This is a genomic window from Dyadobacter subterraneus, from assembly GCF_015221875.1.
GTDB classification, from domain to species: Bacteria; Bacteroidota; Bacteroidia; order Cytophagales; family Spirosomataceae; genus Dyadobacter; species Dyadobacter subterraneus.
Genome location: NZ_JACYGY010000001.1, coordinates 4129959 through 4152466 on the forward strand (window position 1 = coordinate 4129959; position 22508 = coordinate 4152466).

Annotated in this window: 21 protein-coding genes; 10 read left to right on the forward strand and 11 right to left on the reverse strand. The window is 41.5% G+C overall.

Annotation, left to right across the window (positions count from 1 at the left end; all coding sequences use genetic code 11):
- Positions 1 to 5: 5 nt before the first annotated feature.
- The 4 genes from IEE83_RS17140 to IEE83_RS17155 form a co-directional block, all read right to left on the reverse strand.
- Complete coding sequence (locus tag IEE83_RS17140) at positions 6 to 788, reverse strand: carboxylesterase family protein (RefSeq protein WP_194121754.1); 783 nt, start codon at positions 786 to 788, stop codon at positions 6 to 8.
- A 93-nt stretch (positions 789 to 881) separates the two neighbouring features.
- The gene (locus tag IEE83_RS17145) at positions 882 to 1088 is read right to left on the reverse strand and encodes a helix-turn-helix transcriptional regulator (protein WP_194121755.1); all 207 of its coding nucleotides are present in this window, start codon (positions 1086 to 1088) and stop codon (positions 882 to 884) included.
- Positions 1085 to 1483, reverse strand: coding sequence for a hypothetical protein (locus tag IEE83_RS17150; RefSeq protein WP_194121756.1), 399 nt, complete (start codon positions 1481 to 1483; stop codon positions 1085 to 1087). Before IEE83_RS17150 ends, IEE83_RS17145 begins: the two co-directional genes overlap by 4 nt.
- A 206-nt stretch (positions 1484 to 1689) precedes the next feature.
- Positions 1690 to 2247 carry a hypothetical protein gene (locus IEE83_RS17155; protein ID WP_194121757.1) on the reverse strand — a complete coding sequence of 186 codons (558 nt, stop codon included), beginning with the start codon at positions 2245 to 2247 and terminating at the stop codon, positions 1690 to 1692.
- Between the two features lie 234 nt (positions 2248 to 2481).
- On the opposite strand from IEE83_RS17155, the gene IEE83_RS17160 reads away from it, so the two are divergent.
- Positions 2482 to 3336 (forward strand): AraC family transcriptional regulator, encoded by an 855-nt coding sequence (locus tag IEE83_RS17160; protein WP_194121758.1) that lies wholly within the window; start codon positions 2482 to 2484, stop codon positions 3334 to 3336.
- Between the two features lie 72 nt (positions 3337 to 3408).
- The gene (locus IEE83_RS17165) at positions 3409 to 4239 is read left to right on the forward strand and encodes an NAD-dependent epimerase/dehydratase family protein (protein WP_194121760.1); all 831 of its coding nucleotides are present in this window, start codon (positions 3409 to 3411) and stop codon (positions 4237 to 4239) included.
- Between the two features lie 429 nt (positions 4240 to 4668).
- Here the strand turns inward: IEE83_RS17165 and IEE83_RS17170 are convergent, their stop codons facing one another.
- On the reverse strand, positions 4669 to 5682 hold the full coding sequence (locus IEE83_RS17170; protein ID WP_194121761.1) for a glycosyl transferase family 90: 1014 nt from the start codon (positions 5680 to 5682) through the stop codon (positions 4669 to 4671).
- 479 nt (positions 5683 to 6161) lie between these two features.
- Here IEE83_RS17170 and IEE83_RS17175 point away from each other — a divergent pair, with 479 nt between their 5' ends.
- Both IEE83_RS17175 and IEE83_RS17180 read left to right on the forward strand, forming a co-directional pair.
- Positions 6162 to 6533 carry a hypothetical protein gene (locus IEE83_RS17175; protein ID WP_194121763.1) on the forward strand — a complete coding sequence of 124 codons (372 nt, stop codon included), beginning with the start codon at positions 6162 to 6164 and terminating at the stop codon, positions 6531 to 6533.
- Positions 6534 to 6739: 206 nt separating this feature from the next.
- Positions 6740 to 7699: a polysaccharide deacetylase family protein gene (locus tag IEE83_RS17180; protein WP_194121765.1), complete on the forward strand. Its 960-nt coding sequence runs from the start codon at positions 6740 to 6742 to the stop codon at positions 7697 to 7699.
- A 71-nt stretch (positions 7700 to 7770) separates the two neighbouring features.
- Here IEE83_RS17180 and IEE83_RS17185 read toward each other — a convergent pair whose 3' ends face one another.
- Positions 7771 to 9168, reverse strand: a complete 1398-nt coding sequence (locus IEE83_RS17185) for a Gfo/Idh/MocA family protein (protein ID WP_194121766.1) — start codon at positions 9166 to 9168, stop codon at positions 7771 to 7773.
- A 330-nt stretch (positions 9169 to 9498) separates the two neighbouring features.
- On the opposite strand from IEE83_RS17185, the gene IEE83_RS17190 reads away from it, so the two are divergent.
- The 4 genes from IEE83_RS17190 (at position 9499) to IEE83_RS17205 (ending at position 14799) form a co-directional block, all read left to right on the forward strand.
- Entirely contained in the window at positions 9499 to 10860 is a 1362-nt protein-coding gene (locus IEE83_RS17190) for a hypothetical protein (protein WP_194121767.1), read from the forward strand.
- Between the two features lie 424 nt (positions 10861 to 11284).
- Positions 11285 to 12868, forward strand: a complete 1584-nt coding sequence (locus tag IEE83_RS17195) for a Na+/H+ antiporter (protein WP_194121768.1) — start codon at positions 11285 to 11287, stop codon at positions 12866 to 12868.
- 117 nt (positions 12869 to 12985) lie between these two features.
- Positions 12986 to 14221, forward strand: a complete 1236-nt coding sequence (locus IEE83_RS17200) for an MFS transporter (RefSeq protein WP_194121769.1) — start codon at positions 12986 to 12988, stop codon at positions 14219 to 14221.
- A gap of 8 nt (positions 14222 to 14229) precedes the next feature.
- The gene (locus IEE83_RS17205; protein WP_194121770.1) at positions 14230 to 14799 is read left to right on the forward strand and encodes a Crp/Fnr family transcriptional regulator; all 570 of its coding nucleotides are present in this window, start codon (positions 14230 to 14232) and stop codon (positions 14797 to 14799) included.
- A 105-nt stretch (positions 14800 to 14904) separates the two neighbouring features.
- Here IEE83_RS17205 and IEE83_RS17210 read toward each other — a convergent pair whose 3' ends face one another.
- The gene (locus IEE83_RS17210) at positions 14905 to 15297 is read right to left on the reverse strand and encodes a hypothetical protein (RefSeq protein ID WP_194121771.1); all 393 of its coding nucleotides are present in this window, start codon (positions 15295 to 15297) and stop codon (positions 14905 to 14907) included.
- Positions 15298 to 15595: 298 nt separating this feature from the next.
- On the opposite strand from IEE83_RS17210, the gene IEE83_RS17215 reads away from it, so the two are divergent.
- The gene (locus IEE83_RS17215) at positions 15596 to 18142 is read left to right on the forward strand and encodes a TonB-dependent receptor (RefSeq protein ID WP_194121772.1); all 2547 of its coding nucleotides are present in this window, start codon (positions 15596 to 15598) and stop codon (positions 18140 to 18142) included.
- A gap of 196 nt (positions 18143 to 18338) precedes the next feature.
- Positions 18339 to 18848 carry a hypothetical protein gene (locus IEE83_RS17220; protein WP_194121773.1) on the forward strand — a complete coding sequence of 170 codons (510 nt, stop codon included), beginning with the start codon at positions 18339 to 18341 and terminating at the stop codon, positions 18846 to 18848.
- 68 nt (positions 18849 to 18916) lie between these two features.
- Here the strand turns inward: IEE83_RS17220 and IEE83_RS17225 are convergent, their stop codons facing one another.
- The 4 genes from IEE83_RS17225 to IEE83_RS17235 form a co-directional block, all read right to left on the reverse strand.
- Positions 18917 to 19243: an alpha/beta fold hydrolase gene (locus tag IEE83_RS17225; protein ID WP_194121774.1), complete on the reverse strand. Its 327-nt coding sequence runs from the start codon at positions 19241 to 19243 to the stop codon at positions 18917 to 18919.
- Positions 19244 to 20198: 955 nt separating this feature from the next.
- Positions 20199 to 20918 carry a helix-turn-helix domain-containing protein gene (locus IEE83_RS17230; protein ID WP_228101845.1) on the reverse strand — a complete coding sequence of 240 codons (720 nt, stop codon included), beginning with the start codon at positions 20916 to 20918 and terminating at the stop codon, positions 20199 to 20201.
- Positions 20915 to 21115 carry a hypothetical protein gene (locus IEE83_RS32975; protein ID WP_228101846.1) on the reverse strand — a complete coding sequence of 67 codons (201 nt, stop codon included), beginning with the start codon at positions 21113 to 21115 and terminating at the stop codon, positions 20915 to 20917. Before IEE83_RS32975 ends, IEE83_RS17230 begins: the two co-directional genes overlap by 4 nt.
- 60 nt (positions 21116 to 21175) lie before the next feature.
- Positions 21176 to 21976: an SDR family oxidoreductase gene (locus tag IEE83_RS17235; protein ID WP_194121775.1), complete on the reverse strand. Its 801-nt coding sequence runs from the start codon at positions 21974 to 21976 to the stop codon at positions 21176 to 21178.
- Between the last annotated feature and the right edge of the window lie 532 nt (positions 21977 to 22508).

The window sequence follows — 22508 nt, forward strand, 5'->3', positions numbered from 1 at the left end:
ATCCCCTATTTCTTAAAAGAAAACAGCCAGGGAAGAAGGTTTGGTTCTGCAAAAGCGTTGATCCAACTATTGTGGTTCACGCCAGGATATTCCGTATACTTAACATTTTTGGCGCCAATTTTTTGTAAAGCTTTATACAAATCCCTGTTGGGTTGAACGGGAATAACGCTGTCAACATCACCATGAAAAATCCATATAGGTACTCGTGACGCATTTTCTGTAAATAATTTCACGTTCGCCTGTCCGCAAATCGAAAACGCTGCTGCAAAGAAATCCGGATAATGAATGACCAAATCATACGTTCCGAAACCGCCCAGTGAAAGCCCTCCGATATAAATTCTTTTCTTGTCGGCAATCTTGTTTTCGGCCAAACTGTCCATTAATTGTTTTACCAGTAGCTCCGGAATTGTGAGTCCTACGATATTTAACGTCAGGTTGTAGGCTTCTGTCGTATCCGATTTTGTTATGAAACTGTTCCAGGTACTATCCGTCGGGCATTGTGGAAAAATAACAATTGCGGGAAATTTTTTGCGTACGGAATCTTCTAAAAATAATGAGGCGCCAAGATCAAGCTGGTGTTCGTTGTCACTTCCTCTTTCACCTGCGCCATGGAGAAAAACGACCAGGGGATATGCCTTTTTTTTATTATATTTTTCAGGATATAAAATTCTGTAACGTAACGTATCTGTGCCCTGAATAAAGAGTTCCTTTTTATATGCGCCAAAATCCTGCGCATGTGAAAAATAAGTGTACAGCAAAAGTGCCAGAAGATATCCTATCTTTTTCATATAAATGTCCGGTATCCTATTCAAGGTAATAGAGGATTTAACAAAACATCTTTTCCAAAGTTAAGCGCTTTACAGATTTTGTAAAAGAAAAGATTATACCTCGTCAATTTCATCCAGTTGGAATAAAACTTCAACGGTAGTATTAAAAACTTTGGCCATCCGTAGAGCAAGTACAGTGGATGGGATAAACTTTCCTGTTTCAATTGAATTTAAGCCCTGTCGTGAAATTCCGATGTGTTTTGCCAGGTCGGCTTGTGTCCAGTTTTTCTTTGCTCGTTCAACCTTTATAGTGTTTTTCATACTCCGTATTTCTTTTTCGAGACAAACCATCCAATAAAATAAAAGAGCCAGCAATAACCAACCACATGTCCATACCCAAACCAGCCAGGATTTGAAATATCACACAGGCTCAGCAAAAACAAAAGCATCATCAGCATTGCTGTTAATGAAAAACCGATCACAACGGCTTCCAGCTGCACCCGCTGGTTTACTTCGTCCATTGCCGAAAAGGCTTTAATTAATTTATAAATAAAAACAGCGAATGTAATAATCGGCACGATAGCAATAACGACCGAAACCGGCTGGCTAAAAATACGATGTTTTAAAAGCCATGCAGCCGGTAAATAAGTGACTGCGTGTATGAGCGCGTAGATAACAGCATTTTGCTGCACATTTTTTTTAGAATGTTCCATCATGTTCAATAATTTAGTTATAAAACAAAGATATGTAAACAATTCTTTTTGTCAAGTATAATTGACAAAAAGTCTACAATAATGGCTATTTAATTAGTCGAAATTATTTTGAGACGGGTTGTCGGGAAATAGTCGATGGCAACTTCGTGGACCAAAAGCTTCAAGTGAAGATTATGATGAACAGGATTGGAACTTGTAAAAGTACCAGGCTACTTTAAAATTTTCTTTGTAATATATCCACTTGCTTCCGTACTAATGTAGAGAATATCAAACATGAGCACCGCAAGTTTGGTGAGTATTTCGTCGCATGACTGGTTGTCTTCAACGCTGAACACAACTCCCGGTTTCTTTTCATTCAACTCGAAACCTAGCGATAAAATATATTTTCTTGAATCAGGCCGATAAGCATAATAATATGCTTTCAACATTTCGTCCTCGGTGGGAATCTGGCAATAGAGTTTGCTATCAGGTAATTTGTAGAAATGCAGATAAAAATCAGAATCTTTTAGAAAGAATAAAGAAAATCCCTCGATCACGTCATTATTTAATTCGTTAATGGCGTCAGCCAAGTATTGTGTATCACGGATTAAGGGGTTTCGATTGAGTTTTTTGAGTTGTTCGATTTTTCTCTGCACCCTCCAAATACCTTTTTGAAAGTACTGTGCATATTTATAGTTCTTGGATTGAAGACATTCTTGCAACTCCTCATCCAATCTTGATTTTTCAGACTCTAATTCCTCGATAAGTAATTCAAATTCGGTCTGCATTACGACATCATAAGTTGTTAACTGATAAGTTTCTCAATCTAGTTTATTTCAATTTTTTTACCAAGATTTTATTGTTGTTCCCATGGTAATCAACCTTATTTAAGGGATTACAGCTTATTGAACAGGAATTATTGAGAACGGCAGTCTTACAAAGCTCTTACCAGTATCCACCAAACTTGTCATTCTTCTTTTAACCGCGTAGTTTTAGAAATTTTAATTTCATCATCACCAGGTATGCGCAGTATTAATTCGTTACCCGAGGATTTCAGCCAAAATGACCAGCTGCCCATTCGGATCGTTTCTCCGGATTATGGCCACTTGTCTGCGCAGGCGGCAGACAAATATGGACTTACACACCGTTTGCCATATTATTTTCTTCTTTTTGTATTGGACGGTTCCATCCGGTATGGTGTAGATCTGGAAGAATTTGAGATTGGAAAACACGAAGTACTTTACTCTTTACCTAACCAGATTCAGCAGTTGCCACTCACAGCGCATGCTAATGATTATTACAAACTGGGCTTTGATGATGAATGCATTTCGAAATTGCCCAGACAATATCCCTTCCTTCTAAATCCGCTCAACCGTCAAAAAATAAGTTTTTCAGCCGTTGCAGCCAAAAGACTTCAAGCGATTTTTCAGATACTTCTGGATTTATTAAAAACCTTTAATACGGATCCCGAGCTTATCCTGGCCCATTTGAATAGTCTGCTGACAGAAATAAACACTGCCTATTTTGCAGCCGAGAAAAGGCCGGCAGATGACAGACTTGCAAAATTCATCGGCTTCAAGTTATTTGTAGAAAACAACCTTGTAGATCATCCTACCATTAAAAGCATCACAGAAGAGCTGGCCATCAGCAGTGATAGTTTGTACCAGATTGTGAAGCAATACTCAGGACTATCTCCAAAAGAATTTATTACCAACCGTCTGATACTGGAAGCCAGGCGCCGGATATATTATGGCGAACGTTCCTCAGTAAAAGAGCTGGCTTTTGAGCTTGGCTTTAATGATCCTGATTATTTTTCCCGGTTATTTAAAAAGGTGACCGGAAAAACCATCACAGTTTTTTTTCAGGATTTGTGCTGACATAACCAGCTTTTGTCCGGCTCTCTTTATGGCATACTTCGGAGCTTTGTTCACAATATAAATCTTTTATATATGAACAAAGAATCAGGAAAAATACTGGTAACCGGCACGACCGGTTTAGTGGGAGCACGTCTCTTGCCGCGACTCACCGAAGCGGGCTTGGATTGCCTTGCATTAGTACGCAGCAAAAATAACATCCCGTCCACAATATCGGCTATTGAAGGTGATCTGCTTGATGCAGCATCGCTTATAGAAGCGGTAAAGGATGCGACCGCGATCATCCATCTGGCAGCAGTGTTCCGCACGCAGGACACAGATTTGATATGGAAAAGCAATTTTGAAGGCACTTGTAACCTTATCGAAACGGCAAAGATGCATGCTCCGGGCTGCCGCTTTATTCTGGCAAGCACCGCCCACGTCTATGATACCAATAATTCGCATCCGGGACGGGAAGACGATGCGGTTGATCCACAACATGCATACCCTGCCAGCAAGTTAGCGGCAGAAAAAGCGTTGCGTGAAAGTGGGCTCAACTGGTCAATCCTGAGATTTCCGTTTGTTTACGGAGACGGAGATGGTCATCTGGAAATGTTGCCCAAGCACATGGCTGCTACCAAGTGGCATCCTGCGACCAGAATGAGTACAATTCACCATATTGACATCGCCACCGCAATGAAGATGGCATTGACCGGGAAAATGGACGGTCGTATTGTAAATATCTCTGATGAATCTCCAACCTCGGTCTATGAGCTGATTCAACTTGTCGGACAGACCATGCAGCCATCATCAGAGCCGCTTCAAAATCCCTGGTATCTTCATATTGACAGTTCGCTAGCCCGAAGTTTTGGTTTCCAAGCGGTGGTCAGGACGGTTTATCAGGCAGTGCAGGAGAATTTGTTATAATGCAGCTTTGAACAGCAGGATTGCCAATCCAACTGGTACAGTATTTTAAATAGAGCAGCATGTTATTCCACCAGGACATGGCGTTTTATTTTACCGGCTTAAAGTGAAGCGGCCTTTTTAGATTGCTTCGCTTTAAGCTTTTTTAGTATGGAGTAGTGATATTCAACAACAATAAATGATTAGTCCATATCAAAAAGAATGGCGTGTTACGAAAGTTGATGATGGAAAGCTCTTGGCGGATGGGAATAAATGCTTGGAAGTAACTTAAAAACCCATCTGGCAAAGCGTTCGGAATAGTTATATTTTTGTTCAAATAACTGCCCTGCTTATTAATCATTTGGACGAAGAGTCTGACTACATATAAATTTCCGGTAATCTGATAAAACGCATGATAAGTCGAAATATCCATGTATTGATTCACGTTCGGGCTTATATTGCGTACAGTTTTGTCTTAATCAACTCCCTGTCTTCGAGTTGCCCGGTGGATTCAAAGTACTTTTGCAGCACCAGAATTGAAAGAAGATCTTCTACTTTATCATCCCAAAATTGCCTTACATAAGCGTTGGCATTTGCAGTAATTTTCTGTGCTTCCGCGGGATGATCGATGTAATATCGCAGCCTTTCTTCCAGATCCGAATAATCCTCTTTGATACGTATGAAATGAAAATCAGGAATCAGCGTGCCTTCCATGAACCAGGTTTCATATTTTGGCTCAGGCATTACCGCGACAGAATTGGACGACATAATCCATTTAAGATTTGTAGCCACATCATTACCTTCCAGGCTCAGGATAAATTTGAATTTTAAATGATCAATAATAGAAATTTTCGGTCTGAGCCATTGCGGATTTCCGCCGGCCTTATTGACCTGACCCAGATCACATAACGGATGACCGAAATACATTTCCATAAAGCGCATCCGGTGCGGCTGCGGAGAATTTGGAGCATTTACTGAACCACGCCCGATCAACATATCCTTTTTTTCCGAAAACGAATATGGATCTTTTACAAAGAGAAAATGCCGCCTTTTATCCATTTTAAGAACCACGGCATTTTCGTTATTACCTGCAACAGGTCTGCTTTTTTGCAAAGTCGGCACGTCCGGAACGTGAATAACATCAGTAAATATAAAATTGGCTTTTAGAGAATTTCTGAAATACCTGGTGTATTGATAAGCGTCAAAATAGTAAGAACTATGGCCTTTGACTTTATTCATTTCGTCCAGCGATACAGCACTTTCGCGAACCTCTTTCTGACCACTTAATTTATTATAATAATTCAACCGGCTCGTTAAATAATCAGTATCGTATTCATCCGAAGACAGAATTTTCTTCCGCAGCGATTTTTGATATAAAATATTGGGAATCAGTTTTCTTACGTAATTTACTGTATAATACGGCAGTTTATTTTTTTTAATTGTCAGGAGAAATTTCTTCAATATCATGGCGGCGCTAATGGACAATTTGCAATATCATAACGGTAATAACCTTTGCGATTTACTAAAATAAGCGCACATGGCAAGCGAAGATAGGGCTGGAACTGCCATTTCTTAAAAGGATAGACTTGGCTTCAAATTGGAAATACCTACCCGAAAAAGCTACCTATTTCCCTTTCTATAACAACAGTCCAGAAATAAGAATATGGCGCCAAAAACCGCTTTCAAATTTTTGAGAATCTGAAATTATATAAAAAACATCAACTCTTTAATGCCAGCATTTACCGTTAAATAAGTTGACTTCTACAAAAGACTGCCTTTTGATATAACTATTACTACATTGCTGTTACTAAATATTTCTTACAATCTCGTTAGCCGGACCTTCCCTTCCATTATGGACAGGGAAGGTTTTCGTTTACAGTAAATTGCTACTTCCCATAATCCAATATTCTATCACAGTATGGATTTATCTTATTAAAGTTTGAAAGATGAGAATAAAATTCATGTTGCCGGTCATGATTTTTTTGCTGAGTCAGTGCAAGGATGAGCCCAAAGAAAATATACCAGAAATTAAATATGGTAAGATATGTGATCGTGGACCGGAAGTTCAGGTGGATACCGTATTTAAAGATATGATCGGAACAATTAAATGGAATGCACCTTTCTACCTGATTGAAATTCCGGTAACGAAATATACCAGTGGCGGTATTGTCGGCCCATGCGACAGCTTAACAGCAGAATTTAGAAATGATGGTATGAAAGTGAAAATCAGCGGCATTATTTTATCAAGCCCTGCTACCCTGAATACTGTAAAATTTGCAGATATTATCCAATTAATTTCCATTGAGGAAGTTAAATAATATTGCAGCTCCTTATTTCTATCAATCATTGTAGACCTATGTTCCCCGGATCGACATTGTCGATATATTTCGCGTTACGGATGACATCCATTTGATTACAATGGCTACCAGTACGTAAAAATTACAAGATTTACCTTATTTTCTACATCGATCCGATACCATCCTTTATAAAGCTTTGCAATTGAGATTATTAAGCAGCTGATTCTATGTCATCAAGAAAAGATTTTATAAAAAGCGCCGCTCTATTGGGTGCGGGCACTTTATTATTACCAGACAAACCGGACGCAAAACCGCTTGTTAACCGCACAGATCCGGCCCCGGCAAACTGGGGGGACGATACACGACTGGTTATTTCTATTTCAATGCAGTTTGAAGCCGGTGGTGAGCCTGAAACGGGTTTTGATAGCCCTTTTCCACAGAATTTGCAAAAAGGATATACCGATTTGCCGGCAAAAACGTGGTTTCAATATGGCTATAAAGAAGGTATACCCAGACTGCTGAATTTATGGGATAAGTACAAGATAAAAGTTACCAGCCATACCGTTGCCGAAGCTGCAAAACGAAATCCTGACCTCGCACGGGAAATTGTAAAAAGAGGACATGAAATAGCAGGTCATGGTTTGAACTGGACTCCGCAATACGCGATGAGCTATAATGAAGAGAAAAAATTCATCAAGGATGGCGCAGATATTATTAAGGATATTACAGGGCAAACCACAATCGGATACAATTGTAACTGGCTCAGAAGAAGCAAAAATACTATTTCAATTTTACAGGAATTAGGGTTTATTTATCACATTGATGATCTCAGCCGGGATCAACCTTTTTTAATCCCGGTAAATGGCAGGAACTTTGCCGTTGTTCCATATTCCTTGCGAAACAATGATATTCAGCTATTGGAAGGACGCTATTTTTCGTCAAAACAATTTGGAGAACAGTTGTTGCTTGAATTTGAGCAGTTATACGAAGAAGGTGCAAAACAAAAGCGTCAGATGTCTATCAGCACGCATGACAGAATAAGTGGAACGCCGGCCCAGGTAAAGGTTCTTGACGAATTTTTAGCATTTGCCTCAAAAAAGCCAGGTGTAAAATTTATGCGTAAGGATGACATAGCACGTTTGACACTTAGCGATAAGTCGGCACTGGTGGATAGTAATTATATGTAAAAATCAGCTACCCTCTTACCCTGTTTGACTTTAATCAAACAGGGTAAGAAAGACTTGTAGCTGTATTAAAATCAGATGTTCTTCATAATGCTCAGGTCGCGGCTTTCCTTCCATCTTCCGCGGGTAAAATCAGGGAATTTAACAGGAACATTTCCTTTGCTAACCGAAACTTCAGACAACGGAATAACCGAACTCCATGTAGCCGCATCATACACGTCCATATCCATTGGCCTGCCGTTATTCAGGCTATCAATAATCCTGTAAATAAGTACAAAATCCATTCCGCCGTGGCCTCCGTTTACCTCAATTTCCTTTTTAAGCTTGTCCCATATCGGATGTTTGTATTTACTTTTATATTCGTTGTAATCTGCCTCCTTTAAATAATCATGGCCTTTGTCAATGATTGACAGCCTGCTCGGATAACCCTGGTGGTAGGCGTGTGTTCCGCCCAGCGCGTTAATTCTGTCGTAAGCTCTTGGTGAAACTACATCGTGTTTTAATGTAATCATTCTTCCCTGATGGGTTTTTATCAGCGAGGTGTTCATATCACCCTTATGTATGGTCCCTTTAAAATTTGCATACGGATGATCAGCAGGCAGTTTTTTTATACTTTCAGACAATGAGGCTTCAAGACTGCTCATTGAGACGATGTGATCAAAACGGTCTCCCCGCAGGATATTCAGATATTGAGCGACCGGACCCAGACCGTGCATAGGATAAAGATTTCCGTCGTGTGCTATATTTTCTTTCAAACGCCAGAAATCATAATATCCTTTCGTATCAAGCAGGTAAGAATTCAGATTATGGATATAGGCAGCTTCTGCATAGGTGAGCGTACCGAAAACCTCATTCTGCACCATATTCAGCAGCCAAAGTTCTTCATCCCCGTAGCAGACATTTTCCATCATCATACAGTTCCGCTGTGTTTCTTCGGCAGTATTGACAAGTTGCCAGCATTCATCCAGCGTCAGAGCAGCCGGCACTTCAACGACCACATGTTTTCCCTGCTTCATCGCATACACAGCCATAGGCACATGATCCCGCCAGGGCGTGGCTATCACCACCAGGTCAATATCATCCCGCTTGACCATTTCTTTCCAGGAATCAATCTTCCCGCCAAAAGCAGTCGCATTCTGGCCTTTTTGTTTGAGCTTCTCAACGGCTTTTTCGGCGCGGTCCAGCTGAATATCACAAACTGCGGTTACAACCGCTTTTTCGGGAAACAAGGAAGCGAATTGCATGACGTGTCCACTGCCTCTTGCACCAATTCCGATCAGCGCAACTCTGACCTGTTTGATGGGCGCCACCTTTAAACCGATAACTGATTTTCCCGTGGCCGGGGGCGTCTTAAAGCCGGGTATTTCTTCAAATTCCGGATTAACAGCTTCCTTTTTTGAAAAGCCGTAAAGCCCGATACTGCCGAGCAGTCCTTTTTTTAAAAAACTTCTGCGTTCTTTATTTGATTTCATTAATAAGGTTGGTTAGGAATATTGCAAACTCACTGTAAAATTTCTACCCAAACTAAGTAATAAACCGATTAACACAAAATTTAAAAAATCAATAAAAACCAGCACATAACCATCCCATGAAGGATCTAATCAATTGTCTGAAAAAATCTTGGATAACAAAATCAGTCAGGCAGCCCTTAATATTTTTACAATAGCACTTTGACCATTGGTATTCCAGGTCAAAAGCAAGACTATCTGCAAGGCTAAAATTTCATCTGTGATGCGGATTGCAAGTGATTTTTGAAATTAATAGCTTTGTGACGGGCCCTTCCCCTATTTATTTCACTCCTGATGATCGACAATATACCTGAGCCGAATACCAGTTTGGCACCTGAACAAGAAGAAAAATTAAGAGAACTGACAACGCAAAGCTGGAATCTGGAACTGGTCATCTCCGGGGTCGCTATGTTTGCTGTTTTGCAATTGCCGCCAGTGCTGGATGAGGCATTTGGTTTTGTTCGTTACAATATGCTTGGGCAAACACAGGGACTTGCCGGAATAATTCCTGCACTTGCGCTGAGTATGATGAAGGCGAGCTGTTATGTGTTGTTTATTGCCTTCCTTACCAATTTTGTCATGAGGGCATTCTGGGTTGGACTGGTCGGGCTTCTGGCGGTGTATCCCAACGGCATTGACTACAAGCGGATTCCCTTTACAAACAAGCATACCCAGCAGCGTATGCGAAGTGATCTGGGGTCTTTAGAAAGCTACATTATCAGGCTTGACAGGCACTGTAACATTGTTTTTGCGGTGGCATTTCTATTTGTATTTCTACTGATTATTGTGGCTTTGTCATATGTGCTGGTACTGCTGATTTACTCGGGTTTTCAACCACTGATCCCCAACCGGTACTGGCGGGGTGTTAAAGTTGCCGCGCTGGTCTTTTTCGGCATTTTCATGCTGATTAGTATCGTAGCGGCTTTGCCTCAGGTAAGATCAAGACCCGGAATGGCAAATTTCCAGTACAAGATGCTTTCTTTTAGTAAATGGATTTACTGGGGCCTGCATAAGCCATTTAGCTATATTATTAATACCTTTTACAGTCATTTAACTCATAGTAAATTATTAAAAATCAGCGGATTGATGTCGGTCGTTTTCTTTGCGCTGATTTTCGCAGAACTTCTGACAGATTTATCTCGTGTTGACCATCGCTTGTCTTTTATGAATGGTCGTCACCTGTTTACAGCGCGGGTGGACAGCCTTTTTGTGAATCCTGACGCCTATGATAACCAAAGAGCAGACGATCAATACGTATCACAGGCTTCTATACAGGCTGATGTAATCCGTGAACCCTTTATCCGCTTGTATATTGCTTATCCCAAGGCCATGGATACGATAATGTCCCGATTGGCTGTTGAGCCGAATTGGGGTACAAATCTGCCAATCAAAGAACGACGCAAGCTTTATGCTGAATGGACTCATAAGCAGATCAACCGTCTTATTGCTGTACATATCAATGATTCGCTGTATGCTGATGCAGATCTTTTATTTACCCAACTTGGTTATCAGCAGCAACGCGGTTATCAAACGGTATTATTGCCAACAAATCTGAAAACCGGAAAAAATTATGTACGGATCGGAATTAAACCTGATTCTTTAAAAAAAGAAGAAAATATAGCCAACATTCCTTTTTGGTATGTACCCGAACAATAAGCTGAAAACATGCAGAATGGTTCTGGCTTATGAACATCTTTTATTATCTGATGATAATGTACTCCGGTTTTTATTAGAAGAACTGCCGGATATGCTTTAAGTCTGCATTTTCCCGTAATCAGTGCTAATTTTTTCAGTTTAAGATCAACCTGGCTGATAATGACCAATGGATTGAAATGCTTTTTCCATTGGCGAAACCAGCAATTATTCCGACTCACAACTTATAATAACTGAGTTCCTGATAGCATGAAATTGAATCCGGCAAGTTTAATGTAAGATTTTTAATAGTGTCATTATTTTCAAAAAGGTTATTTTCGCAGATAATGGATTCTAAAAAGTATCCAGGCCTCTGAGGCTGGCGATTCCGGATAAAACACTGTTATTGACTCCATTTAATTTTCAATACAACTATACACAATTATTAATGCATACTTATTTACCATTTTTACTGGCCATGATTGCTGCCATTGTGTTGCTGAACACGCTGGCCAATAAATTAAAAATCGCCTATCCGATATTACTTGTTGTAGCCGGTTTGCTGATTGGCTTTTTTCCGGGACTGCCCATCTTACGGATCAATCCAGACCTTATCTTTTTCATTTTCTTGCCTCCTCTCTTGTTTGAAGCATCCTGGAATGTTTCGCTGAAAGAAATGAAAAGATGGTGGCGTATTATTGGCAGTTTTGCCTTTCTTGTTGTGTTTTTCACAGCGTTGTCCGTAGCGGTTGTGGCGCATCATTTCATTCCCGGATTTACACTAGCCCTGGGATTCTTGTTGGGCGGAATCGTATCTCCTCCTGATGCGGTCAGTACCGGCGCGATTACCAAATTTGTGAAAATCCCAAAAACTACCGCAGCAATTCTGGAAGGTGAGAGCCTGCTCAATGATGCCTCGTCTCTGATCATATTCCGCTTTGCACTGATCGCGGTTGGAACCGGGCAATTTATCTGGCAGGAAGCAGCCCTCAGTTTTTTGTGGATGCTGACCGGGGGCGCTGGTATTGGTCTGCTGCTGGCCTGGATTTTTGTTCAGGCACATAAACGCCTTCCGCTGGATGCACCATCCAATATAGCACTGACGATCATTGAGCCCTATTTTATGTATTGGCTGGCTGAGCAGTTTCATTGCTCGGGCGTGCTGGCTGTGGTAAGTGGCGGTTTGTTTTTGTCGGCAAAACGGCTCATTTTCTTTAACAGCGCAAGCCGGATTCAAAGCTCCAGTGTTTGGGATAGCTTTGTCTTTATTTTGAATGGCGTCGTCTTTCTGATTATCGGACTGGAACTTCCTGAAATTGTGGAAGGTCTGCGCCAGAAAGGCATTCCTTTGTCTTCCGCCATTGCCTCAGGAATATTGGTCACAGCTGTATTGGTAGCTGCCAGAATTATCAGTTCCTATGCCGCCTTAATCGCGACTTACATTTTTCGTCCCGGCGTAATGCCTCGCGCCAGTTCCAACAGAAGGCGCTGGCTGATGCCAATGCTTTTGGGCTGGACCGGCATGCGCGGGGTAGTATCGCTGGCTGCGGCTTTGGCGATCCCAATTACGCTGGATAATGGGACAGCTTTTCCGCAAAGGAACCTGATTCTCTTTATAACTTTTATCGTCATACTGCTTACGCTGCTGGTGCAGGGACTTACGCTGCCGGTCATAATAGAACGTACAGGATTATTTGAAGGGGTTGTTGAGGAAGAATCCGAAGAAGCGAGCCGGCATAAAATGAAACAAGGTCTTAAAGAACATGTCTATCAGTTTTTAAAAGACAAATATGAAACCGATGAAAGTGGAAATGCAGGTTTGCAAAAATTCCTGAAACAATGGGAGGAACGGGCAAAGGCCACCGATGACAACTGGATGAACGAAAAAACAAAGAAAATTTTTGTAGAACTGCTGGAAACCCAGCGACAGTATCTGACTGAACTCAACAAAGATCCAAAGATTGATGAAGCCATAATCCGCCAGCAGTTGTATCAAATTGATCTGGAAGAAGAAAGATTAAAAATCATTTAACCCAGAACCAATCCCTACATCATAGTCAATCTTAAAATTGGGTTTTCTGATTTTGATCTATATCAATGTCCCCTGGTTTTCTTTGGATTATTTTTGTGAAAATTATTTAAAACCAGCATGTCAGAAATCAATAATTCCGGCAACCAGATTTCAGGTCCGGAAGCGTCTAATTTAACAAAAACACTAATTACCATTTTCGCCATTATTTTCCTTGAATTTCTTATCATGGGAATATCTCTTGGCATCATTCCTTCCTATGTTCACCAAACATTGGGTTTTAACAACCTGGTTGTCGGCTTCGTAATCGGGATACAATACGTGGCAACACTGCTTAGCCGCCATTTTGCCGGAAAAATGTCTGATGTTAAAGGAGGAAAAAAATCAGTAATGCTCGGACTCCTGCTTTCCAGCATCTCAGGAATATTGTGCCTGATATCTTACTGGTCCGTATCAATACCAAACCTTAGCCTGGCAGCGCTTTTATTAGGAAGAATCTTTTTAGGAGTTGGCGAAAGTTATCTGGTGATCGGAATATTTGCCTGGGGATTTATTCTGGCCGGGCAAAAAAATGTGGGCAAGGTAATGGTTTGGAACGGTATGGGCATGTATGGCGGAATGGCCTGCGGCGCACCTTTGGGAATTCTGCTCTCATCAACATTCTCTTTGACCGCCGCATTTTCTGCAATTATTATTTTTCCTATTATCAGTTATCTGGCTGTTATGTTACTGAAAAATGTGCCCATTCCTTCAAATGTAGTCAGGCTTCCGTTTTACAAAGCAGTTCATTTGGTCTGGCAGTCAGGTACGGGTTTGGCACTTGCCAGTATTGGATTTGGTGGGATTGCTTCCTTTATTACCCTTTATTTTAGTCAAAATTCCTGGGAAGGATCATCGCTGGCTTTAACTGCTTTTGGAGCTGGCTATATTGTCATGCGGATATTTTTCGCCCATTTTCCCGACAAATTTGGCGGAGCACGTGTTGCCATGGCCTGTTTACTGATTGAAATTATCGGACAAATATTGATTTGGCAAGCACCAAACGCCTATGCCGGTATTGCGGGAGCGTGTTTAACAGGTATCGGCATGTCGCTGATATTTCCTTCGTTCGGTATTATTGCTGTGAAAAAAGTGACACTTGAAAACCGCGGCATGGCTATGGCCGCTTACAACGCATTTTTTGATTTGGGTATGGGCATTACAGCACCGGTAGCAGGGCTGCTTGCCGGTGCGGGCAACTATGGAAATATTTACATCATGGGCGCCGTTGCAGCGCTGGCCAGTCTTCTTCTTGCTTATTTTGAATACAATAAAGACAAAATCAAAAAGCAGCAATCCGAAATTAATCTTGCGTAAAGGACCTTATGGCGAAAAACGAATTGCGCGATTATATTAAAGACATCGTTTATCTCAGCGATGAACAAATGCAACTTGCTTTATCATTTTTCAAACCTTCGTCGCACCAAAAGTACGACCTGCTGGTGCGCGAAGGTGAAATTGGCGGTTACATGAATTTTGTTGTCAAGGGATGTCTCAGGATTTATTTTGTCAGGGAAGATGGTCAGGAATCCACACGGCACCTGGCTTTTGAAAACCAGTTTGCCACAGGTCTGGCAAGTTTTATTACGATGAAACCTTCAACCGAAAATATCCAGGTCATGGAGGATTGTAATTTACTGCGCATAACGAGGAAAGACTTCTACTATTTGCTTGGTATCATTCCTGCCTGGGAAAAATTTTTTAGATTTTATTTAGAAAACGCCTATATCAACAACTTACAGATACTTCAGCGCGAGATTACAAAGGATGCAGAATTTAGATATAAAGAGCTTTTGGAGCGAAATCCGGAAATAGTAAGGCGTTTACCAAACAAAATTGTGGCATCCTATCTGAATATGTCCCCTGAAACACTGAGTCGAATGAAGTCAAAATAATGCATAGGACAATCTCATAGATATTGGCTGTTCCTGCCAATTAGCACCGCATTGAGATATCAATTTTCGATCTTTTTTCTTCATCATTTACGCTATAAAAACGAATTATAGAGTGGTTACCAGGCTTCTCAACTCCTCAGCAACTGCTTCAAAGGAGTGATCTTTTTTGATAAAAAATCTTTCGTTCAGAGCATAATCGGACAAAATATTTTTGGGTGGAGGCGTAACTGAATAAATTATAAATTTTGATTTCCCAAATACCGAGACATCTTTAAGCTCACGGGAGCAGCCCAGGCTAATTTTATCTAAAAGTATCCAGTCGACAATAATAAAACTAAATACCTCCTCCGGCGTTTTTTCGGCAGCCGTAATGGCCTCGATACAACTCCGGGTATAAACACAATCAACTGGCAGAGAACACTTTCTGAGAATTATCTGAAAGAATTCGTGCTCATCGATATCATCGTCAATCAAGATGCAACTGAAATTATTTTCCATATCTGAGGTAATTTAATCAGCACCTGTACATAAAAACTGTTCCAGCTAACATCCCCTCTTCCACATATATCTTGTTTAAAAACCTGCAATAAAAATGTATCAATGGATTATTCAGACCTTCGTCGTATCCGTAAGCCGGGAACAGTTCAAATAATTTCTCGGATTGTTGTTGCTGTCGTTATTCAGGCCGTTGGTCGAACTACTTTCTTGATCGGCTAATTAAATGGAGGAAAGTGCATTTCTAATTATTTTTTCATATCGTTGTATCCACAAAGCTATATCGATCTAAAAAACATATATGAAGAAACATATTACCTGCATTTTCATGGCGTCTGCATTTTTTGCAAAAGCTCAAACGCCGACTGATACGCTTAAAACCAATTCACTTCAGGAAGTTGTCGTCACTGCATCCCGGCTGACAGAAAGCATTCTGGTTTCTCCGGTAAGTGTGCAAAAAATCAACAAAACGGCCATCGCACTTTCGCCGGCTCTTTCGTTTTTCGACGGCCTTGAAAATGCGCAAGGCATTCATATGATCACGCCATCACTTGGATTTAAAGTTTTGAATGCAAGAGGATTTTCAAATACAACTAATGTCAGGTTTGCTCAGCTGGTCGATGGTATGGATGTGCAATCACCGCATATCGGCGGTGCGATTGGCAATGCGCTCGGGCCAACCGATCTTGATATTGATAATGTTGAAATTTTACCCGGAACAGCATCTGCTTTATATGGTATGAACACCGTCAACGGGCTTGCAAATTTTTTCACCAAAAACCCTTTCACATCGGAAGGGCTTTCGATACAGCAAAAGACCGCAGCGAATCATTTCAATGACCGGTATAGCCATGTAAAACCATTTTCAGAAACCACGATCCGTTTTGCAAAAGTAATTTCACCAAAACTGGCTTTCAAGGTAAACGGCGCTTTCACAAAAGGATACGACTGGATTGCATCCGACCAGACCGAATTGAATGGAAATGCCAATCGCAGCACCAATCTGTTTGGGGCTGACAATCCGGCGAAAGATCCTGTAAACAGCTATGGGAATGAAAGTTCGGACAGAAGAACGATATCACTAGGAGGCCGAAATTATGTGGTGGCCAGGACAGGTTATCAGGAAATGGACGTCGTCAACTATGATCTTCAAAATGTAAAAGCAGATGCCGGAATTTATTATAAAGTGGCCAAGGATGCCATGCTGACCTACTCGTATCATTTTAGTGAACTTGATAATGTTTACCAGCGTGCCAACCGTTTCCGGTTGCAGGATTATCGTTTACAACAACATGCCATTCAGTATCAGTCCCAATCTGTGCAGGCCAGGCTTTATATCAATTCTGAAAATACCGGCAAATCCTACAACCTGCGTTCCATGGCTGAGAATATGGACAGAAGTTACAAACCCGACAACACTTGGTATACCGATTTCACCAGTGGGTTTAATCAATCCGTATCCGGCGGGGCGACAGTATCGGATGCGCTAAGGCAAGCCCGAACGGTTGCAGATGCAGGCCGCTTTCAGCCAGGCACTCCTGCATTTAATGCGCAGTTGGCAAAATTACAGGATATTAACAATTGGGATGTCGGCGCCGCGCTGCGTGTGAAAGCGAGCCTGGTACATGGAGAGCTGCAAGTAAATCTGACAGAAAATTATCTTCAATCGTTAAAGACCAAGTACGATCTTGATCTTCTGGTAGGAGCTGACCACAGGACCTATATCATCGTTCCGGATGGCAATTATTTTGTGAATCCTGAGCCTGGCCAGGATGGTAAGAATATTAATTACAGCAAAACCGGCGGTTTCATTTCAATCAGCAAGGGGCTGTTTCAAAGCAAGCTTAAACTTGGAGCCATTTTACGGGCCGATAAAAACGATTATTTCAATACCACGTTCAACCCCAGATTTTCAGCGGTTTACAGCCCCGTCCATAACCACAATTTTCGTGCATCTTTCCAGAGCGGTTACCGTTTCCCAAGCATATTTGAAGCTTACAGCAATGTTAACAGCGGCGGCGTAAAAAGGGTTGGCGGACTTCCGGTTATGTCCAGCGGAATTTTTGAAAACGCATGGCTGGCCACTTCCATCACCGCATTCCAGACAGCAGTACTTGCTGACATCAACCAAACCGGCCTGACGCAGGCAGCCGCCATTGAAAAAAACAAAGGGCTGCTTCGAAAAAATCCTTACACCTACCTTAAACCCGAACATGCACAAACCTGGGAAGCCGGCTACAAAGGTCTGTTCTTTGGCAACAGTCTGTATGCCAATGCGGATGTTTATCTGAGCCGGTTCAGCAATTTCATTGCCCAGGCCAATATGAATGTGCCTAATTCAACTAATCCTGCCAAGATTCCGGCGGACTTATACAGCCGTACCACGCAATCGCAGTACCGGATGTATACGAATTCACAGTCCATTATTGACAATTTCGGGTTTAGTGCAGGTGTTAATTATAAATTCAACAAAAACCTGATCATCGCGGCAAACACCACATTTTCAAAGCTGCGAAATACCGAAAACCAGGACGGTCTGGAAGATGGTTTTAATACGCCGAAATGGATTTACAATATCTCTTTTTCGAAAATGGAGCTGTTAAAAAATTTCGATGCAACCCTGGCTTACAGATGGCAGTCGCATTATTTATCACAAACTTTTCTGGTCAGCGGCCAGGTACCATCATATTCGAGTCTGGATGCGCAGGTGACCTATCATCTCCCTTTGATTAAATCACTTATCAAAATAGGTGCAAGCAATCTTCTTAATCATTACTATACTTCCTTTTTGGGAGGGCCGTCTATTGGGGGGATGTATTATGTGAGTGTGGGTTATGGGATAAATTAAGGTTGTTGTGATTGTTTGCTTAGATGGGAGTTTTTGGTAGTTAAACTGCGTATTGTTTTTAAGACTAGAAGTTTCTTTACTTCATTGGGTAAATCCAGAAATCGCTCCTGTTTTCCAAAAGGTAGAATTACTCAGTGCGCCAGAGTTTGCATAGTAGAAAAAAAATAGAAACATATTTTTGCTTTAAACAAAAAACATGATAGGGATTTGTAGATTATATGAGATTAAAGCAGAACAAAAAGTAAGTCACATCATTCCTAAGTTTGCCTATGAACACACCAAGAAAACGGGCTCACGATTTTTACGCGGGTTCGCAAATCCAAATATTAGAATGCAAGATGGCCCCAAAAAGTACTTGCTTTGTCAGGAGGCTGAAACAGAATTCTCGAAAAGGGAGACTTGGTTCACTAACAATATTTTCTATCCATATTTAGCTGGCGATAAGAAGCATCTAAAATATGACAATAATCTATTCTATTTCACTGTATCCATGTTATGGAGAGTACTTATAGACCAGATTGAAGATCCTAACATACAATGCGAGCCGTATTTAGCCAGACTGAAAGAAGTTGCTCTTGACTGGCAGAGGTTTTTACGAGGAGAGAAAGAATTACCCGCCAACCGAAAAGTTTACATTTACCTAACTGGCAGGGTGGCTCATCATAATATAGACTCTGATGAAGTAGATTACTATATGACGAAATGATGACTAGTTTTCGCAACCATTTAGGATTTTGTATTTGCAAACTGGTAAGCAACCTGACCGCCAAAACTTTATCCTGCTAAATCAGCGCTGTCTATTTTTAGGTAATCCAAAACCTTCTCCACATCGCTAGCAAAAGTGGTCCGTGAAAGTTTTCTCTCTGAAAACGGTGTATGCCCGGGTCCCTGCAATTCCAAGGCAATTACTTTTCTAGTTTTTGCTAATTCAGCTATCAATTCTCCCCAGTTCATCTCAATGGTACAATAAGCACCAAGCAATAAAACGATAGGCTTACCCTCGCCATATACTTCGTAATAAACTTTGGTACCATTAGCCGGTGCATAACCACTGCCGGTAGGTTTGATATGTTGTGCATTGGATTGTGATGACACAGTCATAATGATTGCGATTAGGAGAAATTTAGGAAGATATCTTGGGTGTATCAGGTTTTTCATAAAATTGCTCAGTTTAGTTATTGTCAGTGACAATACAAAAATCCGTAGTATTTTATGAATATGCGCAGTACAAAACCGACAACTTATGGGGTAAATTCCGACAAATATTTGTTTTCCGCCTTAATTATTTTCTTAAAAGAGTTGCACCGGCAAGTACGGCATCATTAAGGTAAGAACCGGAATATGATAGACGCAATTTGCTGTCGAAGAATGTTACAGAATGTTTGTCGGAGGCAAATTGAGCAATTCAGCCATAGGATGAAAAATTATGGATCATGCACCACACATGGTTAAGATTCCCCCCTCCGAGTTTAACTCTTTTAAAGCGAGATACCGATGGCATTTCAAAAAATGTAAGAATTTGTTCGCCATTCGGAAGTTTATTGCCGCATTTGTAGTATAACTATTAATGTAAAATATATTTTTTCTAAAATGGCAATTTAATTCCCATTATTTATGAATTTAAAATGCAGCAAAAAAGAGAATATTGATCGGCTACCCCTTAAGGTTTCGGTAAGCCGCTTGCTAAGGCTTCTCCTTTTCAAAACGGTTATTTAATCTTAAAGCACATTCATCTGATTTACAAGTCCTTAGTCCATATTTCGCGTCAGGAACCGAGGTTTTAAAACGATTGCAGTGTTGAAGCAATAGCCCGATTGGCGAAAGGAGGACATAGGGATAGTCGGCTACCCAAAAGTTCCAGACTAATTCATCAAATCCCACAGTATTCCGCACTTATCAATCGATTTAACGGACTATGCCAACCACCAAGTTTTGACCTGCCAATAAAAATCAGAACAGAGCCCAAAGGCACAACGGGAGTACTACATATATTTTTATTTCACTTACCGCATGAGATTCCAATACGTATCACCGTGAAAATTCATATTCTGCTTTCTTAATTAAAACTCGCTCTAAATTCTTGGGGGGAAAAGTTTGTCTTTGATTTGAATAACTTACTAAAAGACTGCGGATGCTCAAAACCGAGCTGATAGGCGATTTCACCTACTGTCAGATCACTAAATGTCAAAACTTCCTTTGCTTTCTCAATAAGCTTATTGTGAATGTGCGGCTGCGTACTCTGGCCGGTCAGTGCCCGGAGCATGTCGCCAAGATAGTGGGGTGAAACGTGTAGTTGGTCTGAAAAATATTGAACGCTCGGAAGCCCTTTCAGCAGGGCGGTCTCCTCGTCGAAATAATTGTTCAGCAATTGGTCCATCTTTTCCAGCAATGCATTGTGGATTGGGTTTCGGGTAATAAACTGGCGTTTGTAAAACCGCTGACTATAATTCAGCATCAGCTCCATTTGTGAAATCAGCACATCCTGGCTCAGCTCGTCGATCGCCGTTTCGAGCTCGTCGCCAATGTTTCTGGCAATGCCTTCGATGATCAACTTTTCTTTGTCCGACAAATGCAGCGACTCGGTCACCGAGTAAGAGAAAAAGCCATAATGCTTGATTTTGGCGTCCAGTGGATAGTTTCGCAGGAAATCAGGGTGGACAAGCAATGTAAATCCCAGGGTCGATTCGGCCACTTGAATGCCCGTCAACGGCTGGCCCGGCGAGGAAAAAAACATACCGCCTACCTGAAAATCGTAGGTTGTCTGCCCATATCTCATCCGGCAGCCCGCCGATTCATTATAGGTGATGTTATAAAATCCATGGCAAAAGTATCGGCCAGCATTTCGGCCGTGATCTGCACCTTATTGAAATCGAGCAAGCTGATCAAAGGGTGCAATGGTTGCGGCAGGCCGAATGCACGCTGCATTTCGGCAATGGAGTGGTACACGCGCGGTTTGAGATGTTCCCTTTTCATAATCACATAATGGTCTGCCGGCGCAAATCGTTCCCGCCTGCGCTGGCAGACCGTTTGGTTTTAAACAGCGGCTAATAATTGTTTAATCCCGCTCCTAAAAGCTTCGTCGCCCGCAGCCAGGCGCTGGGCGTAAAGTTCTTTGGCATCCTCGCCACAAACGTATCTCAATGTGTTGGTAGCATCCGTAGCCGCGCCATACACCACTTCGGCGATTTGTTCTGAAGTTGACGCAGCTTTGTCAGGTGCGAGCATCGCCATGAATTTGCTGGTCAATGCTTCATAAGCCGGGTGCGTGGCAAACACCGCTTTCGCACCGATTTCAGTCGCCACCAATCCGGGTTCAATGGTTTTAATGCCGATTCCAAATTCATTCAGCTCATAAGACAGACTTTCCGCCCAGCCTTCCAGCGCAAACTTACTGGCATCGTACATCGAGCTTACCGGAAAAGCCATTAGCCCCGCCGAGGAGCCGGTGGTGATAAAAAGTCCCGCTTTTCGCTTACGGAAATAGGGAATAAAGGCCTGGGTAACCCGCACGACTCCGAAAAAATTTGTTTCCATTTGCTGTACCAGCTGCTCGTCGGTCATCGCTTCCAATGCGCCGAACAATCCATAACCCGCATTGTTAAATACCACATCAATATCACCCAAAGCCAACACTTGCTGTGTAGTTTCTCGGATCTGGGCCGGGTTGGTCACATCCAGGGGCAGCACTGTTACCTTATCCAGCGCATTAAGTTCTGATTCATTTTCGGGTCTGCGCATGGTCGCGATCACCTTCCAGCCTTTGGCCGCAAACAATTTAGCCGTAGCCCTTCCGATACCTGTTGAAGCACCAGTAATAAAAATAGTTTTTGTCATTTGTCTTAACTGTTATTTTCGGGAGACAAATTTCTGCTTCCCAAGGCTGGCGTTTGTAGTGGATATGGAGATTGTTGTAGCCAAAATGGTTGCACAAGCCAGTGCAGGCTTTTTCGCTTATTTTCACCCAATGCCATCCTGAGCGGCGCGGGCTGAAACGACGCTTATAATGATGGCCTAAAACGTAAACAACTAAACCACATTAGACTGTAAGTCCAAAGTGGTTTAGTTGTTGTTTGTCCAGATACACACGACCGTTTGTGGCAGGCGCTTTGAGCAAGAAATAAATTACAGTTTAAGGTGTGCTATTTCACTTAAAATGAATAAAATGGGCCAAGTTACGAGTGACAACCTTTTGAGAAGGCTTCCAGATTCTATTGAAACGACCGTTTTCTTTACTATTAGTAAAATTTTTAGGACTTCCAGATACTGCTAACAAATCACAGCTTACTTTGACAAGATGCGCTTTATTCAACCAGTATTTGTATTATAAACCATCAAAATAAGTAATAAAAGTTAATTCCGTTAAACA